Raw genomic sequence first — 25,704 nt, 5'->3', positions numbered from 1 at the left:
TGGAGGAACCGGTCGGGACACCGGTCGCGGAGCCTTCCTGGGCCGTGCAGGGTAGGGACCATCGCGCCGTGGTCCGGTCCGTTCCGACGGTCGGCAGGAGCACCCCGCAGCACATGAGAGACTGGTCTAGACAACCCGCTGAGACTCGAAGGGCAACACCATGGCTGAGCGCCGCGTCAACGTCGGTTGGGCCGAGGGCCTGCACGCCCGCCCCGCCTCCATCTTCGTCCGTGCCGCCACGGCCTCCGGCGTCCCCGTGACGATCGCCAAGGCCGACGGCAACCCGGTCAACGCCGCGTCGATGCTCGCGGTGCTGGGCCTGGGCGCACAGGGCGGCGAGGAGATCCTGCTCGCGTCGGACGCCGAGGGTGCGGAGATCGCGCTGGACCGTCTGGCGAAGCTGGTCGCCGAGGGCCTGGACGAGCTCCCCGAGACCGTCTGACCCCTTCGAGTCGTACGGACGCCGGTACGGGCGCCGCATGTGGGGCCCACACGGACGCCGTACGGACGTCATATGGATGGTCCGCTCCCGGCATGACCGTCTCGTAGGAATTCAGGTCGAGCCGCACCGCCGATTCAATTCGGCAGTGCGGCTCGATCGCTTTTTCCGGACACCTTTCACACCCGAGCCCGGGGCGCCGGAAATCAGCTCCCCCCGCCTTTGCATTTCTTTGTATACGGCCCCGCCGTTAACCCCGGGCGCTCGCGGTGTTTACAGCATGTTGCGAAGTCCTCACACGGGCCGCCCGCGGGCGGTGCAGCGGCAGCGACCGCTCGGCGTGCGCCGCAGTGAGCGCCCGGGCCCGCTCCGCGTCGCCGCGGGCCACCGCGTCCACGATCGCCCCGTGCTCCGCCCATGCCTCGACCGGCTCGGCCGGGGTCTCGACCGCGTACATCCAGGCGATCTTGTGCCGCAGCTGGGTGAGCAGCGCGGTCAGCCCGGGGCTGCCGGATGCCTGCGCGAGCGTCTCGTGGAACCAGCTGCCCAGCGAGCGCAGATCCTCGCCCTGGCCGCGCCTGGCCCGCTCCTGGCCGAGCCTGACCAGGCCCCGCAACACCTTGAGATGGGCCTCCGTGCGGCGCTGGGCTGCGCGGGCGGCGCCCATGGGCTCCAGCAGCAGACGCATCTCCAGCAGGTCGGCGGCCTCCTGTTCGGTGGGCTCGGCGACACAGGCACCGGCGTGCCGGCGGGTGACGACGAACCCCTCGGACTCCAGGGTGCGCAGCGCCTCGCGGACCGGGACGCGGGAGACTCCGTAGCGGCGCGCGAGCTGCTCCTCGGTCAGCCGGCTGCCGCGCTCGTGTACACCGGAGACGATGTCGTCACGGATCGCCGTGCATACCGAATGCGCGGGAATGCGCATGTTCAACCTCCGCTTTGATCCGCGCGAAACCCATCTATTGACGTCTGTCCGGTGACTCTATTGCAGCGGGCCGGAATTTCCGATGCCCGGCCGGAATTCATGGATATCTTTTGGCCGGAACGCGCCGGAACGCGCCGGAACGCGCCGGGAGCAGACGGCACGGACGGCGACACGGACGACAGCGACACCGACGACGGCGGTACGGACGACCGAAGGCCCCGGCTCGATGATGACGAGCCGGGGCCTTCGGACGCGGGGCGGGCGCGTCAGACGTTGACGCCCTTGGAGCGCAGGTACGCCACGGGGTCGATGTCGGAGCCGTACTCCGCGCTGGTGCGGGCCTCGAAGTGGAGGTGGGGGCCGGTGGAGTTGCCGGTGGAGCCGGACAGGCCGAGCTGCTCGCCGGGCATCACGGACTGGCCGACCGAGACGCTGACCGAGGAGAGGTGGCCGTACTGGGTGTACGTGCCGTCGTTCATCTTGAGCACGACGTTGTTGCCGTACGCGCCGCCCCAGCCGGCCTCCACGACGGTGCCGGCGCCGACGGCGACGACGGTGGAGCCGGAGGCGGCGCGGAAGTCGACGCCGGAGTGGCTGCCGGAGGACCAGAGGGAGCCGCCGGTCTTGTAGCCGGTGGTGACGAAGGAACCGGCGATGGGGAGGCGGTAGGCGTTCAGGCGCTTGCGCTCGGCCTCGCGGGCGGCCCGCTCCTTGGCCTCGCGGATCTCCTTGGCGCGGGCCTCGGCCTTGCGCTTCGCCTCGGCCTCGGCCTTCGCCTTGGCGGCGGCCTCGAAGGCCTCCTTCTCCTGGGCGGCGGCCTGGGCGTCGATGCGGTCGGCCAGCGAGTCGGCGGCGACGGCCTGGGTGAGGCCGGTGTCCCCGATGGGACGGTCCGTGTCGGCGGCGAGCGCCGGGGAAGCGAGGGAACCGATGACGCCGGTGGTGGCGAGCGCCGCGACGGAGGCGGCCTGCGCGCTCTTACGGCTCAGACGGCTCGGGGCACGGTGCTTCCCGGTGGCACGGGTGAACGCCATGAAGTGGCTGGTCCTTTCCTTCCTTCTCGCCTACCGGGTTAGCTGACGGGTTCGGAGCAGGAAGGTCTCCTACGGTCCCCCTCTGGCGAGGCGGTCCGATTCACCCCAGGGACTGACTGGGTCCCCGGCTCCCCAGGCTCGCGCCTGACGGGGACTCGGCGATGGCTGTCCGATGCCGCGGGTGCGGCACGTGCAACTGGCGGACAGCGCCCACGACGCTAAGCGGACCGTCTTTCAATCACCAAACAGACACGCTCTTTTGTAGTGCACGCCACAGGGCAGACAGGCAGCGTCACCAACAAAGCGGACAAAGAGGAGGACCCCGACGTAACGTGACGTCGGGGTCCGCCTCGAAGGACAAACCCAATCAGCCTGTGACCACGGTCACTTCGCCGATGCCGAGCGCCCGCACCGGCTCGGCGATCTGCGACGCGTCACCGACGAGGACCGTCACCAGACGGTCCACCGGGAAGGCGTTGACGACGGCCGCCGTCGCCTCCACCGTCCCGGTCTCCGCCAGCCGCGCGTACAACTGCGCCTGGTAGTCGTCCGGCAGGTGCTGCTCGACCTGGTCGGCCAGGGTGGCCGCGACCGAGGCCGCCGTCTCGTACTTGAGCGGGGCCACACCCACGAGGTTCTGCACGGCCACGTCACGCTCGGCGTCGGTGAGCCCGCCGGCCGCCAGGGTCCGCAGCACCTTCCACAGATCCTCCAGCGCGGGGCCGGTGTTGGGGGTGTCGACGGAGCCGCTGATGGCGAGCATCGCCGCGCCCGTCACCCCGCCCGCGGTGGCCGGGTCCGCCGAGCGGAGCACCTGGCCGAAGGCCCGTACACCGTAGGTGTACCCCTTCTCCTCGCGCAGGACCCGGTCCAGACGGGACGTCAGCGTCCCGCCGAGGCAGTACGTGCCGAGGACCTGGGCCGCCCAGACGCGGTCGTGCCGGTCGGCGCCGATGCGGCCGATCAGCAGCTGGGTCTGGACCGCTCCGGGACGGTCGACGACGATCACGCGGCCGGTGTCGTCCGCGGTGATCGGCGGCATGGGGCGCGGCTCGGCGGTGTTGCCGGTCCAGGCGCCGAGCGTGTCGGCGAGGACCGCGTCCACGTCGGTGTCCGAGAGGTCGCCGACGACGACCACGGTCGCCGTGGCGGGGCGGACATGGGCCTCGTAGAAGGCCCGTACGGCCGCCGCGTCGATGGCGGCGACGGTCTCCTCGGTGCCCTGGCGCGGCCGGGACATGCGCGAGGCGGCCGGGAAGAGCTCCTTGGAGAGCTCCTTGGCCGCCCGGCGGGCCGGGTTGGCCGTCTCGTGCGGGATCTCGTCCAGGCGGTTGCGGACCAGCCGCTCGACCTCGGTGTCGAGGAAGGCGGGCGCGCGCAGCGCATCGGCGAGCAGGGCGAGCGCCTTCGGCAGCCGGGAGACCGGGACTTCGAGGGAGACGCGGACGCCGGGGTGGTCGGCGTGCGCGTCGAGCGTCGCGCCGCAGCGCTCCAGCTCGGCGGCGAACTCCTCGGCGGTGTGCTTGTCGGTGCCCTCGGACAGCGCGCGCGCCATGATCGTGGCGACGCCGTCCAGGCCCTTGGGCTCGGCGTCCAGGGGGGCGTCGAGCACGATCTCGACGGCCACCACCTGCTGGCCGGGGCGGTGGCAGCGGAGCACGGTCAGGCCGTTGTCGAGGCGGCCGCGCTCGGGGGCCGGGAAGGCCCAAGGCGTGGCCGTGCCCGGCCGGGGCTGCGGGTGGAGCGTCATGTTGGTCAACGACGCGGCAGTCTCGCTCACTGGTCCGCCCCCTCTTCCTGGTCGTTCTCGTGCTGCTCGGCGGTGACGGGTTCGTAGACCAGCACAGCCCTGTTGTCGGGGCGCAGCCGGGCCTTGGCGACCGCCTGTACCTCCTCCGCGGTGACCTCCAGGACCCGCTGGACGGCGGTCAGGGCCAGCTGCGGGTCGCCGAACAGCACCGCGAACCGGCACAGTTCGTCGGCGCGGCCCGCGACCGTTCCGAGCCGGTCCAGCCACTCGCGCTCCAGCTGGGCCTGGGCCCGCTCCATCTCCTCGGCGGTGGGACCCTCGGCGGCGAACCGGGCGAGCTCCTCGTCGACCGCGGCCTCGATCTCGGGGACCTCGACACCGCCGGACGTCTTGACGTCCAGCCAGCCCAGCGAGGGCGCCCCGGCCAGCCGCAGCAGCCCGAAGCCGGCCGCGACGGCCGTGCGGTCGCGGCGTACGAGACGGTTGTGCAGCCGGGAGGACTCGCCGCCGCCGAGGACGGTGAGCGCCAGGTCGGCGGCGTCGCACTCGCGCGTGCCGTCGTGCGGCAGGCGGTAGGCGGCCATCAGCGCGCGGGCCGGGACCTCCTCCTCGACGACCTCGCGCAGCTGCTCGCCGATGATCTCGGGCAGGGAGCCCTCGCGCGGCGGCTGCTTGCCGTCGTGCGCCGGGATCGAGCCGAAGTACTTCTCGATCCAGGCGAGGGTCTGCTGCGGGTCGATGTCACCGACGACGGAGAGGACCGCGTTGTTCGGCGCGTAGTACGTACGGAAGAAGTTCCGGGCGTCCTCGAGCGTGGCCGCGTCCAGGTCGGCCATGGAGCCGATGGGGGTGTGGTGGTACGGGTGGCCCTCGGGGTAGGCCAGCGCGGTCAGCTTCTCGAAGGCGGTGCCGTAGGGCACGTTGTCGTAACGCTGGCGGCGCTCGTTCTTGACCACGTCGCGCTGGTTCTCCATGGACTCGTCGTCCAGGGCGGCCAGCAGCGACCCCATGCGGTCGGCCTCCAGCCAGAGCGCCAGCTCCAGCTGGTGGGCGGGCATCGTCTCGAAGTAGTTGGTGCGCTCGAAGCTCGTCGTGCCGTTGAGCGAGCCGCCCGCGCCCTGCACCAGCTCGAAGTGGCCGTTGCCCTTCACCTGCGCGGAGCCCTGGAACATCAGGTGCTCGAAGAGGTGGGCGAGGCCCGTGCGGCCCTCGACCTCGTGGCGGGAGCCGACGTCGTACCAGAGGCAGACCGCGGCGACCGGGGTCAGGTGGTCCTCGGAGAGCACCACGCGCAGGCCGTTGGCCAGCCGGTGCTCGGTTGCTGTCAGGCCGCCGGAGCCGGCCTGGGCTGTGGCCGTGTGACCCATGGGCATGTACGTCCCTTCGATCGCGATCTGGAAAAGTGCTGCCACTGTATGCAAGCGCACCGACACCTGGCGAAGTTCCCAGGGCTTCCCGCGGTCCCTCGTCCGGGTCGCGGTCGGCGATGTCAGTGCGACGGTCCACAATGGTCCGCGTCAGATCAACCTTGTTGGTGAAGGAGCCGCAGCCGCGATGGCCCGCCGCAGCACGAAGACCGCGCCGCCCGACGACTTCGAGGAGAGGATCCTCGACATCGACGTCGTCGACGAAATGCAGGGCTCCTTCCTCGAGTACGCGTACTCGGTGATCTACTCCCGGGCCCTCCCGGACGCGCGCGACGGCATGAAGCCGGTGCACCGGCGGATCGTCTACCAGATGAACGAGATGGGGCTGCGCCCGGAGCGCGGCTTCGTGAAGTGTGCCCGTGTCGTCGGCGAGGTCATGGGCAAGCTGCACCCCCATGGCGACGCGTCCATCTACGACGCGCTGGTCCGCATGGCCCAGCCGTTCTCCATGCGGCTGCCGCTCGTCGACGGCCACGGCAACTTCGGCTCGCTCGGCAACGACGACCCGCCGGCCGCCATGCGGTACACCGAGTGCCGGATGGCCGACGCGACGTCCCTGATGACCGAGTCGATCGACGAGGACACGGTCGACTTCGCGCCGAACTACGACGGCCAGGAGCAGGAGCCGGCCGTCCTGCCCGCCGCGTATCCGAATCTGCTGGTCAACGGCGCGTCCGGAATCGCGGTCGGCATGGCGACGAACATGCCGCCGCACAATCTCGGCGAGGTGATCGCGGCCGCCCGGCACCTGATCCGGCACCCGGGCGCCGACCTCGAGACGCTGATGCGGTACGTCCCCGGCCCCGACCTGCCCACCGGCGGCCGGATCGTCGGACTCTCCGGGATCAAGGACGCGTACGAGAACGGCCGCGGCACGTTCAAGATCCGCGCTACCGCCACCGTGGAGACGGTCACGGCGCGCCGCAAGGGCATCGTCGTCACCGAACTGCCCTTCACCGTCGGCCCCGAGAAGGTCATCGCCAAGATCAAGGACCTGGTCTCGGCGAAGAAGCTCCAGGGCATCGCCGACGTGAAGGACCTCACGGACCGTGCGCACGGCCTGCGCCTGGTCATCGAGATCAAGAACGGCTTCGTGCCGGAGGCCGTCCTTGAGCAGCTCTACAAGCTGACGCCGATGGAGGAGTCCTTCGGCATCAACAACGTGGCGCTGGTGGACGGGCAGCCCCTGACGCTGGGCCTCAAGGAGCTCCTTGAGGTCTATCTCGACCACCGCTTCGAGGTGGTCCGGCGGCGCAGCGAGTTCCGCCGCAGCAAGAAGCGCGACCGGCTGCACCTGGTCGACGGCCTGCTCATCGCCCTGCTCGACATCGACGAGGTCATCCGGCTGATCCGGTCCAGCGACAATTCGGCGCAGGCCCGCGAGCGGCTGATGGGACGCTTCTCGCTGAGCGAGACGCAGACGGTGTACATCCTGGACACCCCGCTGCGCCGGCTCACCAAGTTCGACCGGATCGAGCTGGAGAGCGAGCGCGACCGGCTCAACGGCGAGATCGACGAGCTGACCGGGATCCTGGAGTCCGACGCCGAGCTGCGCAAGCTGGTCTCGGGCGAACTGGCCGCGGTGGCGAAGAAGTTCGGCACCGACCGGCGTACGGTCCTGCTGGAGTCGGCGGGCGCGCCGGTCGCGGCGGCCTCCCTGGAGGTCGCGGACGACCCGTGCCGCGTGCTGCTCTCCTCGACCGGTCTGCTGGCCCGTACGGCGACGGCGGAGCTGCCGGCCGCCGACGACGGCAAGCGCGCCAAGCACGACGTGATCGTCTCGGCGGTGCCGGCGACCCAGCGCGGTGACGTGGGCGCGGTGACCTCCACCGGGCGGCTGCTGCGGCTGGCGGTGATCGATCTGCCGCAGCTCCCGGACACCCACGCGGCGCCGAACCTCTCGGGCGGGGCGCCGCTCGCTGAGTTCCTGACGCTGGAGAAGGACGAGACGGTCGTCTGCCTCACGACGCTGGACGAGTCGTCGCCGGGTCTGGCGATCGGCACGCTGCAGGGCGTGGTCAAGCGTGTGGTGCCGGACTATCCGCCGAACAAGGACGAGCTGGAGGTCATCGCCCTCAAGGAGGGCGACCGGATCGTCGGCGCGACCGAGCTGCGGACGGGCGAGGAGGACCTCGTCTTCATCACCTCCGACGCCCAACTGCTGCGCTTCCAGGCCTCGCAGGTGCGTCCGCAGGGACGCCCGGCGGGCGGTATGGCGGGCATCAAGCTGACGGCGGGCGCCGAGGTGATCTCGTTCACGGCCGTGGACCCGGCGGCGGACGCGGTGGTGTTCACGGTCGCCGGGGCCACCGGGACGCTGGACGCCTCGGCGGGTACGTCGGCGAAGCTGACCCCGTTCGACCAGTACCCCCGCAAGGGGCGGGCCACCGGCGGCGTGCGCTGCCAGAGGTTCCTCAAGGGCGAGGACGTCCTCGTCCTGGCCTGGGCGGGGGCCGCGCCGGCCCGCGCCGCGCAGCGCGGCGGCGCCCCGGCGCAGCTGCCGGAGATCGACCCCCGCAGGGACGGCTCGGGCACGCCGCTGCCGGGCCCGGTCTCGGTCCTGGCGGGCCCGGCCTCGTAGGACCCGCCGCTACTGCGGCTCCTGCTCCGTCTGCGGTACGTACCGCAGGACGCCCCACATGCTGTGCTCGTCGGGGGCGTCCTGCGGGCCGCCGACGCGGCAGGCGGCGAGCTGCTCCCGCAGGGCTCCGCCGTCGACGGCGGAGCCGATGAGGACGAGCTGGGTGCGGCGCTCCTCGCCGGCCGGCCAGGGGGCGGGGTAGAAGCGCAGGAAGCGGCCGACGGCGTGGACCGTGTAGCGGTTGTCCGGGTCGGCCGCGCCGAAGTCGACGAAGCCCTTGATGCGGTAGAGCCCCTCGGGACGGGCGTCGAGGAAGTCCATGAGGCGCCGCGGGTGCAGCGGCACGTCGGCGTCGAGGGAGACGGTCTCGTAGGCCGCGTGCGGGTGGACGTGGTGCTCGTCCTCCTCCTCGGCGCGCAGATCGTCGAAGGAGAGCTGCCCCTCGATCTCTCCGTCGGGCACCACCCGGTCGAAGAGGACGTCGGGGTCGACCCGACCGTAGGCGGCCCGGAGCACCACGGCGCGGTCGGTCAGCCCGGCGACGATGTCGTGGACGGCGGTGAGCTCCTCGGCCGCGACGCGGTCGGACTTGTTGAGGACGACCAGGTCGGCGATCTTCAGATGCCGGTCGGTCTCGGGGTGCCGCTCGCGGGTGGCGTGGAACTCGGCGGCGTCGACGACCTGCACCAGCCCGCCGTACACGATCCGCTCGTTCTCGCTGGCCAGGACCATACGGACGAGTTCCTGAGGCTCGGCGAGGCCGCTCGCCTCGATCACGATGACATCGAGGTTGGCGGCGGGGCGGGTGAGCTTCTCCAAGTACTCGTCGAGTTCGCTCGCGTCGACCGCGCAGCACAGACAGCCGTTGCCGAGCGAGACGGTCGAGCCGACCTGGCCGGCCACGGACATGGCGTCGATGCCGATCGAACCGAAGTCGTTGACCATGACACCGATACGGGTGCCGCGGGCGCTGCGCAGCAGATGGTTGAGCAGCGTGGTCTTGCCTGACCCCAGAAATCCCGCGAGGACGACGACGGGAATCTGCTGCGTGCTCAAAGCGGGGGCCTCTCTCGGTCCGTGGTGGTGCCTGCGGCGTCCGTGGTGGCTGGCATCCGTGGTGTCTGCGGCTTGTCGGCGTCCCAGGATAGGGGCGGCGGGGGCGGCCGCCGGGCGGTGATTTCGAACCGGGGGCGGCTCCACGTACCGTCGTACGCATGCGTTCCGCACCGCCGTCCACCGCGCGCGTGCCCGGGCGGCGCCGACGGTTCGGCTGGCCGCAGCGGGTCTTCTCGCAGGTCCTGCTGATGCAGCTGGTCATCGCCACCGGCGTCACCGTGCTGGCCACGGGCCTGTTCCTGGCGCCGCTCAGCGCCCAGCTCGACGATCAGGCGATGCGCCGGGCGCTCGCCATCGCGGAGACGACCGCGTCCCCCGAGGTCGCCGCCGAGCTCAAGGGCTCGCCGCCGTCCGCGGACGGGCCGGTGCAGGCCGAGGCGGAGCGGATCCGCACGGCGACCGGCGCCGAATATGTGGTGATCATGGACCGGTACGGTGTGCGCTGGTCGCACACGGACGCCGCGCAGATCGGCCGGGTCGTGTCGACCGATCCGAGCGAGGCGCTCGCGGGCCGGGACGTCATGGAGATCGACAGCGGCACGCTGGGGCGTTCGGCCCGCGGCAAGGTGCCCTTGCGGGACGACGACGGACAGATCGTCGGGGCGGTGTCGGTCGGTATCGAGTACGACAGCGTGCGCGACCGGCTCCTGGGCGCGATCCCAGGGCTGCTCGCGTACGCCGGCGGCGCCCTGGCGGTCGGCGCGCTCGCCGCCTATCTGATCTCCCGCCGTCTCCAGCGGCAGACCCATGACCTGGCCTTCTCCGACATCTCGGCGCTGCTCGCGGAGCGTGAGGCGATGCTGCACGGCATCCGCGAGGGCGTGGTCGCGCTCGACGGCGCGGGGCGGATCCGGCTGATGAACGACGAGGCGCAGCGGCTGCTCGGGCTCGGCCCCGAGGCGAACGGCCGCCCGCTGGAGGAAGCCCTCGGTCCGGGCCGGACCACCGAGGTGCTGGCCGGCCGGGTGACCGGTGAGGATCTGGTGGCCGTACGCGGCCAGCGGGTGCTGATCGCCAACCGGATGCCCACGGACGACGGCGGCGCGGTGGCGACCCTGCGCGACCGGACCGAGCTGGAGCAGCTCGGCCGCGAGCTGGACTCCACCCGGGGCCTGATCGACGCCCTCCGTGCCCAGGACCATGAGCACGCCAACCGCATGCATACGCTGCTCGGTCTGCTGGAGCTCGAGATGCACCAGGAGGCCGCGGAATTCGTGACCGAGGTGGTCGGCGTGCACCGTGCGACGGCCGAGCAGGTCACCGAGAAGGTGCACGACCCGCTACTGGCCGCGCTGCTGGTGGGCAAGGCGACGGTGGCGGCGGAGCGGGGCGTCTCGCTGCGGATCGCCCCGGGCAGTCTGCTGCCCGACCGGCTGGTCGACCCGCGTGAGCTGGTGACCGTGGTCGGCAATCTCGTGGACAACGCGGTCGACGCGGCGGCAGGGTCGCCGGACGCGCGCGTCGAGGTGGGGCTGCGGGCCGAGGGGCGTACGGCGCTGCTGCGGGTGGCGGACAGCGGGCCGGGGGTGCCGCCCGGCGACCGTGAGGCGATCTTCACCGAGGGCTGGTCGACGAAGGAGGTGCCCGCGCACGGCAAGCGCGGCCTGGGGCTGGCGCTGGTGCGGCGGCTGGCCGAGCGCCAGGGCGGGAGCGTACGGGTCGACGAGGCGGCGGACGGCGGGGCGGAGTTCACGGTCGTCCTGCCGGAGGCACTGACCGGGATCGACGAGCAGGTGGCGCCGGACGCGCTCGACGAGCCCGAGCCCGAGCCTGGCGGCGCGGTGGCGCCGGCGGGCGAGCGGGCGGCCGGGGAGCCCGTGGGTGAGTGGCGGACGGCCGACGGGCGGGTGGTCTCATGAGCGACCGGCCGATCGACGTCCTGGTGGTCGACGACGACGTACGGGTCGCGGAGATCAACGCGGCCTACGTCGCCAAGGTGCCCGGCTTCCGGGTCGCCGCCCAGGCCCACTCGGCCGCCGAGGCGCTCGCCCGGATCGAGGAGCTCCCCGTCGACCTGGTCCTCCTGGACCACTATCTGCCCGACGAGAACGGCCTGGCGGTCGTGCGTGAGCTGCGCCGCCTCGGCCACCAGACCGATGTGATCATGGTGACGGCGGCGCGTGACGTGGCCACCGTCCAGGCGGCGATGCGCCATGGGGCGCTGCAGTACCTGGTGAAACCCTTCTCCTTCGCCGGTCTGCGCACCAAGCTGGAGGCGTACGCGCTGCTGCGCCGCACCCTGGAGGGCGGCGGCGAGGCGGAACAGGCCCAGGTGGACCGGATCTTCGGCGCCCTGTCGGCGAGCTCCTCCCAACCTGACCTGCCCAAGGGGCACTCCCCCACGACCGCGGAGCTCGTACGGCAGGTGCTGCTCGCCGCGGACGGGCCGCTGTCCGCCCAGGAGATCGCCGAGCGGGCGGGGGTGAGCCGGCAGACCGCCCAGCGCTATCTGAAGCTCCTGGAGCGGGCGGGACGGGTGCGTCTGTCGCTGAAGTACGGCGAGACGGGCCGCCCTGAGCACCGGTACGCCTGGGCCACGAGCGGCGAGCCCTCTCGCTAAGCCGTCCCCGTCACCCTTCAGACCGCTCCCGCGCCGGTCAGCGCCCGGACCTCCGTCTCGGCGTGCCGCGCCTCGTCCGGCGCCTCCGGTGAGATGACCGTGCCGAGCCAGCCGGCCAGGAAGCCCAGCGGGATGGAGACGACGCCCGGGTTCTGGAGCGGGAAGAGCTGGAAGTCCACCCCGGGGAACAGCGCCTCCGGGCTGCCCGAGACGACCGGCGAGAGCACCACCAGCACCATCGCCGGGACCAACCCTCCGTACACCGACCACACCGCTCCGCGGGTGGTGAAGTTCCGCCAGAACAGCGAGTAGAGCAGCACCGGCAGATTCGCGGAGGCGGCGACCGCGAAGGCCAGGCCGACGAGGAAGGCCACGTTGAGATCGCGGGCGAGCAGTCCGAGCCCGATCGCGGCCGCGCCGATGCCGACCGCGGCGACCCTGGCCACCGCGACCTCGCTGTACGGCTTCGGCTCCGCCTTCCGGCGCCATCCGCGGCGCCGTGTACCCGCGGACCCCTCCGCCCGCACGCTCCCCCGGCGCCCGCTGCGCCCGCTGAAGGAGGCGTACAGATCGTGGGCCACGGAGGCCGACGAGGCCAGTGTGATCCCCGCGACGACGGCCAGGATCGTCGCGAAGGCGATCGCCGCGACGACCGCGAAGAGCACCGCGCCGCCGGTCGAGCCCGCGCCGCCGCCGAGGTCCAGCGCGAGCAGCGGTACGGCCGTGTTGCCGGCCGCGTTGGAGGCGCGCACGGCGGCGGTGCCGACCACCGCGGCCGCGCCGAAGCCGAGCACGATCGTCATCAGGTAGAAGCCGCCGATGAGACCGATGGCCCAGACGACCGAGCGGCGGGCGGCCCGCGCGGTCGGCACGGTGTAGAAGCGCGACAGGATGTGCGGCAGCCCGGCCGTACCGAGGACGAGGGCGATACCGAGGCTGATGAAGTCGAGACGCGCGGTCCAGTCGCCGCCGTAGCGCAGGCCGGGGCCGAGGAAGTCCCGGCCGTGGCCGCTGCGTTCGGCCGCGGTGGTGAGCAGCTGGTTGATGTCGCCGTGGAAGCGCAGCAGGACGAGGACGGTGAGCGCGACGGTGCCCGCCATGAGCAGCACGGCCTTGACGATCTGGATCCAGGTGGTGGCTCGCATCCCTCCCAACGACACATAGACGACCATCAGCGCGCCGACGCCGATGACGGTCCACGAGCGCGCGGCCTCGCTCGTACCGCCGAGCAGCAGCGCGACCAGGCTGCCGGCTCCCACCATCTGCGCCACCAGATAGAGAACGGAGACGGTGACCGAGGAAGTTCCCGCCGCGATCCGCACGGGCCGCTCGGCCATGCGGGCGGCGACGACGTCGGCGAGGGTGAACCGGCCGCAGTTGCGGACGAGTTCGGCCACGAGGAAGAGGACGACCAGCCAGGCGACCAGGAAGCCGACCGAGTAGAGCAGTCCGTCGTAACCGAAGAGGGCGATGAGCCCGGAGATGCCGAGGAAGGACGCGGCGGACATGTAGTCGCCGGCGATCGCGAAACCGTTCTCCATGGGTGAGAAGAGGCGCCCGCCGGCGTAGAACTCCTCGGCGGAGCCCTGGCGTCTGCGGCTGACCCATGTGGTGATGGCGAGGGTGACCGCGACGAACGCGCTGAACAGCAGGAGTGCCAGGGTCTGGTGGTCGCCCGTCAACGCCCGCTCCCCCGCGTCGCTTCCCTGCCGCCTTCCTGGCCGCGTTCCCAGCTGCGTTGCCGGATGTGTTCCTGGTCGAACACGCTCCAGCGCAGCTCGAGCGCGGCCCGGTCCCTGCGGAGCCGGGCGTGGCGCGCGTAGGCCCAGGTCAGCAGGAAGGTGGTGAGGAACTGCCCGAGCCCGGCCAGCATCGCCACATTGACCGCCCCGGCGACGGGGCGGGCCATCAGCCCCGGCGCGAGCGTGGCCGCGACGACATAGACCAGGTACCAGAGGAGGAAGACGAGGGTGGCCGGGACGACGAACATCCGGTAGCGGGCGCGGACCTCCTGGAAGGCGGCGCTGCGGTGCACCTCCAGATAGATGTCCAGGGCGCCGCGTCCGTCCGGTGAGGGCTCCGGCGGTGGTACGGGGGCGTACGCGGAGGCGCCCGTACCGTCCAGCTCTCCCCACCCGGAGGCCAGCGCGTCGTACCACGGGTCCTCGATCCGGAGCCCCGCCGCGTCGCGTCCTTCCTGCTTCTCCACCGGTCAACTCCCCTTGCTCGGCGAACCGTTTCAGCCGCGTGCCAAGCATGGACAGAGCGGGAAGATCCAGGACTCTTCTCTCCCCCCTCTTCACCCCATCAGGTGATGGAGTCTCCGGGTGGCGCGACGAGCCCGTGCTGATAGGCATACCGGACGGCCTGGGCGCGGTCACGGACGCCGGTCTTCGCGAAGAGATGGTTGATGTGGGTCTTGACCGTGGCGGTGGAGATGCGCAGGGCGTCGGCGATCTCCGGGTTGGACAGTCCGTCGGCGATCAGGGCCAGCACCTCCGCCTCACGTGCTGTGAGCCCGGCCGGCAGCTCGCGTGCGGCCGGTCGCTGAGCGGTCTGCGGCTCGGCGGTCGGCCCCTCGGGTGGGCCGTCGACCGCCATCACCTGGTCCAGCAGGCGCCGTTGGACGGCGGGCGAGAGCCCGGCGCGGCCGCCGAGGACGTCCTGGATGGCCCGTACGATCTCCTCACCGCCCGCGTCCTTGGTGAGATAGCCGCGCGCGCCCGCCCGCAGCGCGGGGAAGAGCGAGTCGTCGTCGGCGTAGGTGGTGAGGACGACGACTTCGGTGCGCGGATGCGCGGTGCGGATCAGGCGGGTCGCCTCCACCCCGTCGCAGCGCGGCATCCGCAGATCCATCAGCACCACATCGGGGGCCAGTTCGGCGGTGAGGGCGACGGCCTCCTGCCCGTCCTTCGCCGATCCCACCACCTCGACGCCCGGCAGCAGCCCCAGGAGCATCACGATCCCCTCGCGCACGATCGCCTGATCGTCGGCGACGACGACCCGCGCCACGCCTCCGCGGCTCATGCGGGCACTCGCAGCCGCACCACGAACCCCTCGCCCTCCGGGCCCGCGTCCAGGGTGCCGCCGAGCAGTTCGGCCCGCTCCCGCATGCCCAGCAGCCCGTATCCGGAGCCGGACGAGGCGAGCTCGCCGTCCGCGCCGGGCGCCCTCGAGTTCCGTATCTCCAGCGCCACTTCGCTCCGCTCGTAGGCGAGCAGCACGCGCGCGTCGGCGCCCGGGGCGTGCTTGCGTACGTTGGTCAGGGCCTCCTGCGCGACGCGTCGTACGGTCTGGGACGCCTCGGCGCGCAGGGGGCGCCGCTCGCCGGTCACCTGCACGACGGCGCCGTCGGCCTGGGACAACTCCCGCAGGTACTCCTCGACCGGGAGGACCTCGCCACGCAGCGCGGAGAGTGCCTGCCGGGTCTCGGCGAGGCCCTCCCGCGCCATGCCCCGGGCGGCGACCACGCGCGCCAGGATGTCGGCGCGGTCGGCCCCGGCCTCGATCTGCAGCCGGGCCGCCTCCAGGTGCACCATCTGGGCGGAGAGGCTGTGGGCGAGCACGTCGTGGATCTCGCGGGCGATCCTGGCCCGTTCGGTGAGAGCGGCGGAGGCCGCCTCGGCCTCGCGGGCGGCCCGTTCCTGGGCGAGCAGCAGGAAACCCGCGCTGCGGGCCTGCGCGTCCAGCCGGAGCGAGTAGCCCGTGAGGAGCACGGCGCCGGTGGTCACCGAGGCTCCGGCGAGTCCGGTGTCGTCGACGCCGAGGAAGCCCACGGACAAGGCGGCCACCACGGCCAGTCCGGCGGCGAGCGGCAGCCGCTCCATGGCCATGACCGCGCACACGATCCACAGCAGTGTCGCGGGGACCGGGGCCCCGGCCAGCTCGGCCCCGAGTCCGACGGCCGCGATCACGGCGAGCAGTCCGACCGACGGGAAGAACCGGTGGGCGAGGGTGGTCTGGTGGTAGCGCACGGCCGCCGCGACGCAGACGGCCACCGCGAGCGGGGGCACGACCCCTTGGGCACCGGGGAAGGCTCCGGAGAGGTGGGCGCTGATGAGCACCCAGCCGGCGAGACCGGTGAGGACCACCCGGTCCAGGACGATTCGGCCCCGCGGCAGGCCGACCAGCGTCAGCGCCTCCCGCGCCGGCCACGCGGTCCATCGGTTGCTCAGCACGTCCGCCCCCCTCCGTCGGTCCGATGCTACGGAGCCCGGCCGGTCCCGTGATCGCCGCAGGGGTGGAGCTTTCGGCTCCACCCCTGGGTGGACGGGCGGCACTGCCGGCGGCGCGGCGCAGCGCTCAGGCGTCGATGCGCGAGCGGTCCAGGGTCGCGGCCGAGCTGGTGATGAACTCCTTGCGCGGCGCCACGTCGTTGCCCATCAGCAGATCGAAGATCTGCTCGGCTGACTCCAGGTCTCCGATGTTGATCCGCCGCAGCGTGCGGTGGCGCGGGTCCATGGTCGTCTCCGCGAGCTGGTCGGCGTCCATCTCTCCGAGGCCCTTGTAGCGCTGGATGGAGTCCTTGTAGCGGATCCCCTTGCGCTGGTACTCCAGGAGCGTCTGGCGCAGTTCGTTGTCGGAGTACGTGTACACGTACTTGTCCTGGCCCTTCTTGGGCTGGATCAGCTCGATGCGGTGCAGCGGCGGCACGGCGGCGAAGACCCGGCCCGCCTCCACCATCGGCCGCATGTAGCGCTGGAAGAGCGTGAGCAGCAGACAGCGGATGTGCGCGCCGTCGACATCGGCGTCGACGAGGAGGACGATCTTGCCGTACCGGGCCGCATCGAGGTCGAACGTGCGGCCCGAGCCGGCTCCTATGACCTGGATGATCGCGCCGCACTCGGCGTTCTTGAGCATGTCCGAGACGGACGACTTCTGAACGTTGAGGATCTTGCCGCGGATCGGGAGCAGCGCCTGGAACTCGCTGTTTCGGGCGAGCTTGGCGGTGCCGAGCGCGGAGTCACCCTCGACGATGAAGAGCTCACTGCGCTCCACGTCGTCGCTGCGGCAGTCGGCGAGCTTGGCCGGCAGCGAGGACGACTCCAGCGCGGTCTTCCGGCGCTGGGCCTCCTTGTGCTGGCGGGCGGCGATACGGGTCCGGGCCGCGGCGACGGCCTTCTCCAGCACGGCGCGGGCCTGCGCCTTGGCATCCCGCTTGGTGGAGGTGAGGAACGCCTTGAGCTCCTGGGCGACCACGTTGGCCACAATGCGGTTGGCCGCGGAGGTGCCGAGGACCTCCTTTGTCTGGCCTTCGAACTGCGGCTCGGCGAGCCGTACGGTCACGACGGCGGTGAGGCCCTCCAGGGCGTCGTCCTTGACGATGTCGTCCTCGGCGACGCGCAGCAGCTTGGCCGAGCGCAAAACCTCGTTCATCGCCTTGGTGACGGAGCGCTCGAAGCCGGTCACATGCGTGCCGCCCTTGGGGGTGGCGATGATGTTCACGAAGGACTTGACCGAGGTGTCGTATCCCGTGCCCCAGCGCAGGGCGATGTCGACGCCGAGCTCGCGGGTGACCTCGGTGGGCGTCATGTGGCCGCGCTCGTCGAGGACCGGGACGGTCTCCTTGAACGTGCCCTGACCGGTCAGCCGCAGGACGTCACAGACGGCCTTGTCCTGGGCGAGGTACTCGCAGAACTCGCTGATGCCGCCGTCGAAGCGGAAGGTCTCCTCGGTCACCCCCTCGCTCTCCACGCCACGCTCGTCGCGGACGACGATGGTCAGGCCGGGCACGAGGAAGGCGGTCTGGCGGGCGCGCTGGTAGAGCGTCTCCAGGGAGAGCTTGGCGTCCTTGAGGAAGATCTGCCGGTCGGCCCAGTACCGCACGCGGGTGCCCGTGCGGGTCTTGGGCACGCGCTTGCCCTTGAGCAGGCCGTTCGCCGGGTCGAAGGGGCTGTCGGGGCCCTGCTCGGTGAAGATGCCGGGGACACCGCGGCGGAAGCTGATCGAGTGGGTGGCGCTGTTGCGGTCGACCTCCACGTCGAGCCGCGCGGACAGCGCGTTCACCACGGAGGCGCCGACACCGTGCAGACCGCCGGAGGCGGCGTAGGAGCCACCGCCGAACTTTCCGCCCGCGTGCAGCTTGGTCATGACGACCTCGATGCCCGACAGGCCGGTCTTGGGCTCGACGTCGACGGGGATGCCGCGGCCGTTGTCGCGGACCTCCACCGAGCCGTCGTCGTGGAGGATCACCTCAATGTGGTCGCAGTAGCCACCGAGCGCCTCGTCGACGGAGTTGTCGATGATCTCCCAGAGGCAGTGCATGAGACCACGGCTGTCGGTGGACCCGATGTACATTCCGGGACGCTTGCGAACCGCCTCGAGCCCCTCGAGGACGAGCAGGTGCCGCGCGGTGTAGTTGGAACCGTCACGGTCTGCGGTCAGCAGCGCACTGGACGGCACGGACGTTTCGGCGGTCACGCGGTTCGCTCCTCGCTGAATTTGAAATCTGGCCCGATGGGTAAAGGCCCGGCGTCGGTCGCCGGTCAGAGGGTACCGAGGCCTGGTAGAGCGGTTGTCACGCCACCCTCGTGATTTCTCATGCTAGACCAGCGTCGCATGGGTGTTCGATCCCTCGATGGGGTGACGTGAACATCACGTTCCCTTCCACGCATGAACCATTTAGGCTCCGGGCACGTCCTCATGAACAACCGGCAACCCGCCGGGGAGGGCGCAACCGAGACAAGCAACGCGAAACCGTAAAGCGAAGCAATACGGCTCATTCGCCGCCAACCGGCAGCAGACAGCCACCTCGGGAAGAAGTTTCGAGGAAAAGCCACGAGCGGGAACGTTTTCGGCCTGGTTGGATGTTGACCCTGGTACGACAGCTCGTCGAGCTAGAGAAGAGGCGACGTGACTACTGTTCTGACCCCCGCGAGCCCGCTGACGGCCGCTGACCGCTGCGACCGCTGCGGCGCCCAGGCATATCTGCGCGTCGTCCTGACAAGCGGCGGTGAACTGCTCTTCTGCGCCCACCACGGACGCAAGTTCGAGCCGGAACTCAAGAAGATCGCCGCGGAAATACAGGATGAGACGGACCGGCTCACCGTGCCGGCCACCACAGTCGAAGAGGAACGCTGACACCTCGCATCCACGACGAGCCATGGGCTGGTCCAGGACCGGCCGACGGGCGGCCGCCTCTGCCGATCAGAGGCGGCCGCCCGTTCTCGTAGCTCCGCATCCGTCCGCACCGCCCGTCACAGGGCGTCGGCGGGGAGCACCCCGGAGATCCTGGTGTACACACCCGGGCTCTCCGCCTGCCCGCAGCCACTGCCCCAGGACACCAGTCCGATGAGCTTGCCGCGGGCCACCAGTGGCCCCCCGCTGTCTCCCTGGCAGGCATCCCTGCCGCCCCTCGGGTCCCCCGCACACAGCATCGTGGCCTCCTGGTACGTGCCGTCCGAGCCGCCCGGATAGGCCCGCTCGCACACCGCGTCCGCGAGCACACCGACCGTGGCCGCCCGCAGTGACGTCGCGTAGGTGCCGATGCCCGTGGTGTCACCCCAGCCGTAGACGGACGCGCTCGTGCCGGCCGCGTAGGCCGGATCGCCCTTCGGGGCGACCTTGATCGCGTATTCGGCGGGCAGCGGCGTCCCCAGCGTGAGGACGGCCAGGTCGCCCGCGTTGGTCGCGGGGTCGTACGAGGGGTTGGTCCAGGCGGACGTCACCCGGATCTCCCGCCCGCCCGTACCCACCAGCGCCGAGCGTCCGGCGATGACCCTGAGGTCGCCGAGCTCGCCCGCGGGGGTACCGAGCACGTCTCGGCCCAGGCAGTGCGCGGCGGTGAGCACCTTGTCCGGCGCGACGAGCACTCCGCCGCAGAACTGGCCCGCCCGCGTACCCCCGAACCGGTCACGGCTGGAGAGGGCCACCACCCACGGCGATTCGTCGATCAGAACCGGCTGCCCACCTATGATCACGCTGTCGGTGGACGCCCGCGCTCCTGAGGCCAGGGGCCAGGCCGCCACCGAGAGCAGGCCCAGGAGCCCGGCCACGATTCCGGCGATGGGACGACGCATGGAGCCTCCTGACTCTCCGATGACCTCGGTTCACCCAGGGTCGACCAGATGGCGGCATCCCGCACCCCCACACGCTCGTCCACGCACCGGAGCCCGGCTCCCCACCTGGGGGAACCGGGCTCCGGTGTCGATACGGCGATCGGGTCTCGGATCAGTCGAGGTAGTCGCGCAGCACCTGCGAACGCGAGGGGTGACGCAGCTTCGACATCGTCTTCGACTCGATCTGGCGGATCCGCTCACGCGTGACGCCGTAGACCTTGCCGATCTCGTCCAGGGTCTTCGGCTGGCCGTCGGTGAGACCGAAGCGCATGGAGACGACACCGGCCTCACGCTCGGAGAGCGTGTCGAGCACGGAGTGCAGCTGCTCCTGGAGGAGCGTGAAGCTCACCGCGTCGGCCGGGACGACCGCCTCGGAGTCCTCGATCAGGTCACCGAACTCGCTGTCGCCGTCCTCGCCCAGCGGGGTGTGCAGCGAGATGGGCTCACGGCCGTACTTCTGGACCTCGATGACCTTCTCGGGGGTCATGTCGAGCTCCTTGGCCAGCTCCTCCGGGGTGGGCTCGCGGCCCAGGTCCTGGAGCATCTGGCGCTGGACGCGCGCGAGCTTGTTGATGACCTCGACCATGTGCACCGGGATACGGATGGTGCGGGCCTGGTCGGCCATGGCGCGGGTGATCGCCTGACGGATCCACCAGGTGGCGTACGTGGAGAACTTGTAGCCCTTGGTGTAGTCGAACTTCTCGACCGCGCGGATCAGACCGAGGTTGCCCTCCTGGATCAGGTCCAGGAAGAGCATGCCGCGGCCGGTGTAGCGCTTGGCCAGCGAGACCACGAGGCGGAGGTTGGCCTCCAGCAGGTGGTTCTTGGCCCGGCGGCCGTCCTCGGCGATGATCTCGAGTTCGCGCTTGAGCTTCGGCGCCAGCTTGTCGGAGTTCGCCAGCTTGTCCTCGGCGAACAGACCGGCCTCGATGCGCTTGGCGAGCTCGACCTCCTGCTCGGCGTTGAGCAGGGGGACCTTGCCGATCTGCTTCAGGTAGTCCTTGACCGGGTCGGCCGTGGCGCCGGCGACGGCGACCTGCTGCGCCGGCGCGTCGTCCTCGTCCTCGTCGGAAAGGACGAAGCCCTTGTTCTCGCCCTCGGCCTCTTCGTCGTCCTTGCCGGGCTGGACGTCGTCGAGCAGCTCCTCGCCCTCGAGAACCTCGTCGGTGTCCTTCTTGGCGGCGGTCTTCTTGGCCGTCGTCTTCTTCGCGGCGGCCTTCTTGGCCGTCGTCTTCTTGGCCGCGACCTTCTTGGCGGCCGCCTTGGGGGCAGTGGCTCCGGTCTCGTCGACCGGGATGTCCGCGCTCTCAGCCGCCGGAGCCGCCGTCGAGGCCGCGACGGACTTCGTCACGGTCGTCTTGGCGGTGACGGTCTTGGTGGCGGTGCGCTTGGCCGGGCTCTTCGCAGCGACGCTCTTGCGGGCGCGCTTCGGCGACTCCGCTGCACTGACCATCAGCGTCACACCCTCTTCCTCGAGGATCTGGTTGAGGCTGCGCAGAACATTCTTCCACTGGGTTGGCGGAATCTGGTCAGCCTCGAAGGCCCGACGCACGTCATCGCCGGCGATCTGCCCATCAGCCTTTCCCCGCTCGATGAGCGCCATCACAGACTCGGACTCGGCGATCTCCGGCGGGAGCGTACGGGATGTGCTGGCCGACACGAACAACCTCTCGGAACGATGGAAAACGGCTTCCGGCCCCGCCCATGATCGGGCCGGAGCCGACGACCGCCGGCTGGGAATGTGCCGACGGCGCGGGCTGAACCTCAGAGCTGCACAGCGCCTCCTACGGCAGCTGTATTCCCTCCTCGGCTGTCACCTCTTAAGTCATCGCACTGTTCCGAGGAGTGTTACGCCCAATCCGCGTGGCCCGAGTCACACCCCATATGCGACGAACCGGCCAGAACGGGATCAAATGGAGCGATCGGTGCCGCCGGACCTCTGGGGCGCCCGTCCCGGCACCTCCTCGGGCGCCTTCCGGGTCCGGCGGCACGCGACGTGCTCGACTCCGTACACCTGGTCGCGGCCCGGAGTGTCAGTTGCCGCGCGGGGCGGGCACGACCCGCTCCACCTCGGGGTGGACGGTCAGCAGCTGGCGCATGGCCGTCTCGGCGGCGTGGGCGTCCCCCGCGGCGATGGCGTCGACGATGCGGGCGTGCTGGACGAGGCACGCCTCTCCGGGTCGGTCACAGCTGGTCGTGGGGGCTCCGGAGACCTGGAGCGCGGCGGCGACGATGCCCGAGAGGTGCTCCAGCATGCGGTTGCCGGCGAGCTGGATGAGGAGGGAGTGGAACTCGGTGTCGGCCCGGGAGAAGGTGATGCCGTCCCCCTGGGAGAGGGCGTGGCCCATGATCTCGACCATGTCGCCGAGGCGCTGCTGGACGTCCTCGCGGCCGTGACCGACGGCGAGCCGGGCGGCCAGCGGCTCGATCATCCAGCGGAGCTCGTTCAGCTCGCGGCGCTGGTCGTCGCGCTGCGGCCCGAAGGCGCGCCATTCGATGATGTCGGGGTCGAGCAGGTTCCAGTCGCTGACGGGGCGGACCCGCGTGCCGACGTTGGGGCGCGCGCTGACCAGACCCTTGGCCTCCAGGACGCGCAGGGACTCACGGACCACGGTGCGGGAGACCTCGAAGCGCTGGCCGATCTCCTCGGGGACGAGCGGCCGGTCGGCGCCGAGATCGCCGGAGACGATCATCTGACCCAGCTGCTGGACGAGTTGGCCGTGCAGCCCTCGGCCGCGACTGCCCGCCGCCCTGCGGCCGACCCGGCCCAACTCCGTTTCGGTCGGCTCCCAGGACGGCGGGCCGACGCGGTCGGCGCCGGGGGCCTCCCCGTAGGAGTAGCGGTCGAGGTCGCCCGCGCCGGCGAGGCCGGACTCGGAGGGGCGAGCGGTCATCATGGAATGCGCAAGGGTACTCACGCATCCTTTGTCGGCGCGCCTCTCGTGCCCCTTGAGGTCTTTGGTGAAAAGCACACGAAAGGGTGATCGGCGCCCCCTACACAATTGACGCTTTATCGGAAGGAACCGGGCATTCTTCGGGGAGTTGTGAACGAGACCCGTCCGATACCGGGCTTCCCACCCCCGATCGGCTCACCAACGGGCCCTGCGGCGCAGGCCGGTGAGCACATAGGCGCCGAGCAGGGCGGCCAGTGAGAGCGCCAGCGCCGCCCCGACCGGCTGGGCGATCACCCGCAGCCCGCCCATCAGCCAGCGGTCGACCGCCTGGGGCCAGTCGAGCCAGACGAGTTCGCGCAGTCGGCCGGGGAGCCCCGCGACGGAGCGCAGGGACGTTCCTTCGAGCGCCTTGCGCAGCAGCGGTACGACGAGCACCGGCACAGCGAGGACGGCGGCCACGCCCGCGGCGGCCACCCGGAAGACCCCCGCGGCCAGCAGCCCCGCCCAGGCGCAGCCGACGGCGAGCCCGAGCCAACTGGCGGAGAGTGTGGGCCAGTTCCGTGGTACGGGGATCAGGTCACCGCCGTACACCACGCGCAGGGCCTCCAGGTCGACGACCACCACGGCCACCGCGATGAGCAGGGCGCAGGCGCCCGTCACCGCGAGCTTGGCGAGGAGGAGCCCCAGGCGGCGCGGGACGGCGCCGCGGCCCGAGAAGAGGGTCGGGTAGCGGTACTCGTCCCCGAACGAGAAGGCGCCGAGCAGGCCCGCGCCGAGGGCGGCGGGTGGCAGCGGCGAGAATCCGGGCCAGCCGGCGAGGGCCGCGGGCATCGGCGTACGGCCGTCGCGCGCGAGGAGCAGGGCGAGCAGGGCGGAGCAGACCAGGACGGCCGCGACGACCAGCGGGGTCGCGGGGACGCTCGCGAGACGGCGGATTTCGTACCGCAGGGGCTGCAGAGGGGTGCGCGGGGGGCGTGGTGCGGGCGGGGGGTCCTCCTCGGCGGGGCGGGAGGCTCTGGGGGTCGGCAGTACCCCTGTGCCTTGAGTGTCGCTTGGGGGCTCTGGGGCCTGTGTTGCGTCGCTGGTCTCGTCGGCGAGTTGGTGGAGGAGGACCCCGTGCCGGAAGGCCGCCTCACCGATCTCGGCGCGGTCGCCGCCGTAGACCGAGAGCCGGTTGCCGCCCTCCTCGACGACCTCGACGGAGCGGCGTGCGGCGCGGGCCTCGCGGGTGAGGACGGCGGCGAGCCGGGCCGCGTGCGGGGTACGGACGGCGACGCGGGGCCGCAGCCGGGTGCGGGCGAACTCGGTCGCGTCCTGGTCGGCGACGAGACGGCCGGCGTCCAGCACGACGACGCGATCGGCGGTGCGGGCGGCCTCCTTGGGGTCGGTGGTGGTGTAGAGGACGGTGCCGCCGCGTTCGGCGTGGGTGAGGAGGAGTTCACGCACCAGGGCGGCGTCCGGTGCCGCCAGGCCGGCGGTGGGCTCGTCGAGCAGGAGGGTGTGGGGGTCGGCCAACAGGGCGGCGGCGAGGCCCAGTCGGCGCTCCATGCCACGCGAGAGGGTGCCGAGCCGCTGACCTTCGAGGCCCGCGAGTTCCACGGCCCTGAGCATGTCGTCGGCCCGTGTGGCGGGCACTCCGGTCGCGGCACAGAGCAGCCGCAACTGGCCGCGCAGCGTGCGCGAGGGGTGGCCCGGCACGTCTCCGAGCAGCACGCCGACCTCGCGGGCGGGGTGGGCGATCCGGTGGAGGGGACGGCCGCGGAAGTACGTGATGCCGCGGCCGGGCTCCAGCTGGAGCATCAGCCGCAGGGCGGTGGTCTTGCCGGCGCCGGGGGCACCGAGCAGTGCGGTGACGCGGCCGGGCCGGGCCTCGAAGGTGAGGTCGTCCACCGCGGGCGGACGGTCTCGACGGGGGGCGCTGGTGAGTCCGACGACCTGGAGCATCGCTTCTCCCGCGGTGGTTGAGACCGCTCTGCGGCGGGGCGCGTACCGCAGCAAGATAACGCGACATTTCAGACTTTTGACGCAAGGTTGGCTTCAGCCGGGCCGTCGCGGGAGGCCGGTCAGACTTCCGGACGCAGCATCGGGGGGTTCAGGAGCGTCGCCGTTCCGGCGCGGAAGAGCTGCGCCGGACGGCCTCCCTGACGGGTGGTCGTGCCTCCGGCCGGCACGAGGAAGCCCGGCGTACCGGTCACCTTGCGGTGGAAGTTACGCGGATCGAGGGCGACGCCCCAGACGGCTTCGTACACCCGCCGCAGCTCGCCGACGGTGAACTCGGGCGGGCAGAAAGCGGTGGCGAGGGAGGAGTACTCGATCTTCGAGCGGGCCCGCTCCACACCGTCGGCGAGGATCTGCGCGTGATCGAAGGCGAGCGGCGCGGGCTGTTCGTCGTCGCGGTCGAAGCCGCCCTCCTGGTCGAGCAGGGCCTCGACCGGGGCCCACCGGGCGCCCTTCGCGTCACCGCCCGCGCGGGGTGCGGGAAGGTCGGGGGCGAGGACGAGGTGGGCGACGCTGACCACCCGCATGCGGGGGTCGCGCTTGGGGTCGCCGTAGGTCGCCAGCTGTTCCAGGTGCGCGCCGTTGCCCGGCAGTGGAACACCCGCGACCGGGTCGTGCGCGGACAGGCCGGTCTCCTCGGCCAGCTCCCGGGCGGCGGCCGCGCTCAGGTCCTCGTCGGCGCGGACGAAGCCCCCAGGCAGCGCCCACCGGCCCTGGAACGGCGGCTCTCCCCGGCGTACGACCAATGCGCACAGCGCATGGCGACGCACGGTGAGCACGACCAGATCGACGGTGACGGCGAAAGGCGGGAAGGCCGACGGGTCGTAGGGAGACATGCCCGTGATCATAGTCGTCTCCCTGACGATAAACACGTCTCTCGCCGCCACCGGCCGCTACTTCTTCCAGCAGGCCGCCGCCGGGCC

At 71.5% G+C, this 25,704-nt stretch carries 20 protein-coding genes and 1 riboswitch; of the genes, 5 read left to right on the top strand and 15 right to left on the bottom strand.

The genetic code is table 11. The features are described from left to right. The first annotated feature begins 160 nt into the window (after nt 1-160). Nucleotides 161-442 (top strand): HPr family phosphocarrier protein, encoded by a 282-nt coding sequence (locus ACZ7LT_RS11010; protein WP_471235712.1) that lies wholly within the window; start codon nt 161-163, stop codon nt 440-442. 247 nt (nt 443-689) lie between these two features. Here the strand turns inward: ACZ7LT_RS11010 and ACZ7LT_RS11005 are convergent, their stop codons facing one another. From ACZ7LT_RS11005 to ACZ7LT_RS10990, 4 genes are all read right to left on the bottom strand, one after another. Then, nucleotides 690-1,364: a GntR family transcriptional regulator gene (locus ACZ7LT_RS11005; protein ID WP_471235711.1), complete on the bottom strand. Its 675-nt coding sequence runs from the start codon at nt 1,362-1,364 to the stop codon at nt 690-692. A 266-nt stretch (nt 1,365-1,630) separates the two neighbouring features. Beyond that, entirely contained in the window at nt 1,631-2,398 is a 768-nt protein-coding gene (locus tag ACZ7LT_RS11000; protein WP_471235710.1) for a M23 family metallopeptidase, read from the bottom strand. 13 nt (nt 2,399-2,411) lie between these two features. Beyond that, a riboswitch (cyclic di-AMP (ydaO/yuaA leader) is annotated at nt 2,412-2,569 on the bottom strand. A 196-nt stretch (nt 2,570-2,765) separates the two neighbouring features. After that, nucleotides 2,766-4,148, bottom strand: coding sequence for a M16 family metallopeptidase (locus ACZ7LT_RS10995; RefSeq protein ID WP_471236325.1), 1,383 nt, complete (start codon nt 4,146-4,148; stop codon nt 2,766-2,768). 26 nt (nt 4,149-4,174) lie between these two features. Next, the gene (locus ACZ7LT_RS10990) at nt 4,175-5,515 is read right to left on the bottom strand and encodes a M16 family metallopeptidase (RefSeq protein ID WP_471236324.1); all 1,341 of its coding nucleotides are present in this window, start codon (nt 5,513-5,515) and stop codon (nt 4,175-4,177) included. 187 nt (nt 5,516-5,702) lie between these two features. Here ACZ7LT_RS10990 and ACZ7LT_RS10985 point away from each other — a divergent pair, with 187 nt between their 5' ends. Then, nucleotides 5,703-8,156 (top strand): DNA gyrase/topoisomerase IV subunit A, encoded by a 2,454-nt coding sequence (locus tag ACZ7LT_RS10985; protein WP_471235709.1) that lies wholly within the window; start codon nt 5,703-5,705, stop codon nt 8,154-8,156. 9 nt (nt 8,157-8,165) lie between these two features. Here ACZ7LT_RS10985 and ACZ7LT_RS10980 read toward each other — a convergent pair whose 3' ends face one another. Further along, nucleotides 8,166-9,212, bottom strand: a complete 1,047-nt coding sequence (locus tag ACZ7LT_RS10980; protein ID WP_471235708.1) for a CobW family GTP-binding protein — start codon at nt 9,210-9,212, stop codon at nt 8,166-8,168. 158 nt (nt 9,213-9,370) lie between these two features. Between ACZ7LT_RS10980 and ACZ7LT_RS10975 the strand changes: the two genes are divergently transcribed. Beyond that, nucleotides 9,371-11,131, top strand: a complete 1,761-nt coding sequence (locus ACZ7LT_RS10975; protein WP_471235707.1) for a sensor histidine kinase — start codon at nt 9,371-9,373, stop codon at nt 11,129-11,131. Beyond that, nucleotides 11,128-11,832, top strand: coding sequence for a DUF7342 family protein (locus ACZ7LT_RS10970; RefSeq protein ID WP_471235706.1), 705 nt, complete (start codon nt 11,128-11,130; stop codon nt 11,830-11,832). Before ACZ7LT_RS10975 ends, ACZ7LT_RS10970 begins: the two co-directional genes overlap by 4 nt. Before the next feature lie 17 nt (nt 11,833-11,849). Here the strand turns inward: ACZ7LT_RS10970 and ACZ7LT_RS10965 are convergent, their stop codons facing one another. The 5 genes from ACZ7LT_RS10965 to ACZ7LT_RS10945 all read right to left on the bottom strand — a co-directional run bounded on the left by ACZ7LT_RS10965 (nt 11,850) and on the right by ACZ7LT_RS10945 (nt 18,252). Then, the gene (locus tag ACZ7LT_RS10965; RefSeq protein WP_471235705.1) at nt 11,850-13,514 is read right to left on the bottom strand and encodes a solute symporter family protein; all 1,665 of its coding nucleotides are present in this window, start codon (nt 13,512-13,514) and stop codon (nt 11,850-11,852) included. Then, nucleotides 13,511-14,041 carry a DUF485 domain-containing protein gene (locus ACZ7LT_RS10960; RefSeq protein WP_471235704.1) on the bottom strand — a complete coding sequence of 177 codons (531 nt, stop codon included), beginning with the start codon at nt 14,039-14,041 and terminating at the stop codon, nt 13,511-13,513. Before ACZ7LT_RS10960 ends, ACZ7LT_RS10965 begins: the two co-directional genes overlap by 4 nt. 98 nt (nt 14,042-14,139) lie before the next feature. Beyond that, nucleotides 14,140-14,859: a response regulator gene (locus ACZ7LT_RS10955; protein ID WP_471235703.1), complete on the bottom strand. Its 720-nt coding sequence runs from the start codon at nt 14,857-14,859 to the stop codon at nt 14,140-14,142. Beyond that, nucleotides 14,856-16,010: a sensor histidine kinase gene (locus tag ACZ7LT_RS10950; protein WP_471235702.1), complete on the bottom strand. Its 1,155-nt coding sequence runs from the start codon at nt 16,008-16,010 to the stop codon at nt 14,856-14,858. Before ACZ7LT_RS10950 ends, ACZ7LT_RS10955 begins: the two co-directional genes overlap by 4 nt. A 124-nt stretch (nt 16,011-16,134) precedes the next feature. After that, nucleotides 16,135-18,252, bottom strand: coding sequence for a DNA gyrase/topoisomerase IV subunit B (locus ACZ7LT_RS10945; RefSeq protein ID WP_471235701.1), 2,118 nt, complete (start codon nt 18,250-18,252; stop codon nt 16,135-16,137). A 432-nt stretch (nt 18,253-18,684) separates the two neighbouring features. On the opposite strand from ACZ7LT_RS10945, the gene ACZ7LT_RS10940 reads away from it, so the two are divergent. Continuing rightward, nucleotides 18,685-18,912 carry a DUF7455 domain-containing protein gene (locus ACZ7LT_RS10940; RefSeq protein ID WP_471235700.1) on the top strand — a complete coding sequence of 76 codons (228 nt, stop codon included), beginning with the start codon at nt 18,685-18,687 and terminating at the stop codon, nt 18,910-18,912. 116 nt (nt 18,913-19,028) lie between these two features. Here ACZ7LT_RS10940 and ACZ7LT_RS10935 read toward each other — a convergent pair whose 3' ends face one another. From ACZ7LT_RS10935 to ACZ7LT_RS10915, 5 genes are all read right to left on the bottom strand, one after another. Then, nucleotides 19,029-19,850, bottom strand: coding sequence for a S1 family serine peptidase (locus ACZ7LT_RS10935; RefSeq protein ID WP_471235699.1), 822 nt, complete (start codon nt 19,848-19,850; stop codon nt 19,029-19,031). 151 nt (nt 19,851-20,001) lie between these two features. After that, the gene (locus ACZ7LT_RS10930) at nt 20,002-21,549 is read right to left on the bottom strand and encodes an RNA polymerase sigma factor (protein ID WP_471235698.1); all 1,548 of its coding nucleotides are present in this window, start codon (nt 21,547-21,549) and stop codon (nt 20,002-20,004) included. 373 nt (nt 21,550-21,922) lie between these two features. Beyond that, the gene (locus tag ACZ7LT_RS10925; RefSeq protein WP_471235697.1) at nt 21,923-22,861 is read right to left on the bottom strand and encodes a FadR/GntR family transcriptional regulator; all 939 of its coding nucleotides are present in this window, start codon (nt 22,859-22,861) and stop codon (nt 21,923-21,925) included. Nucleotides 22,862-22,978: 117 nt separating this feature from the next. After that, entirely contained in the window at nt 22,979-24,727 is a 1,749-nt protein-coding gene (locus ACZ7LT_RS10920) for an ATP-binding cassette domain-containing protein (protein WP_471235696.1), read from the bottom strand. Between the two features lie 119 nt (nt 24,728-24,846). Next, nucleotides 24,847-25,617, bottom strand: a complete 771-nt coding sequence (locus ACZ7LT_RS10915; RefSeq protein WP_471235695.1) for an NUDIX hydrolase — start codon at nt 25,615-25,617, stop codon at nt 24,847-24,849. Nucleotides 25,618-25,704 lie beyond the last annotated feature (87 nt).

It is taken from the genome of Streptomyces sp. NPDC039465 (genome assembly GCF_055639315.1).
This window is presented reverse-complemented; position numbering and strand designations above follow the sequence as displayed.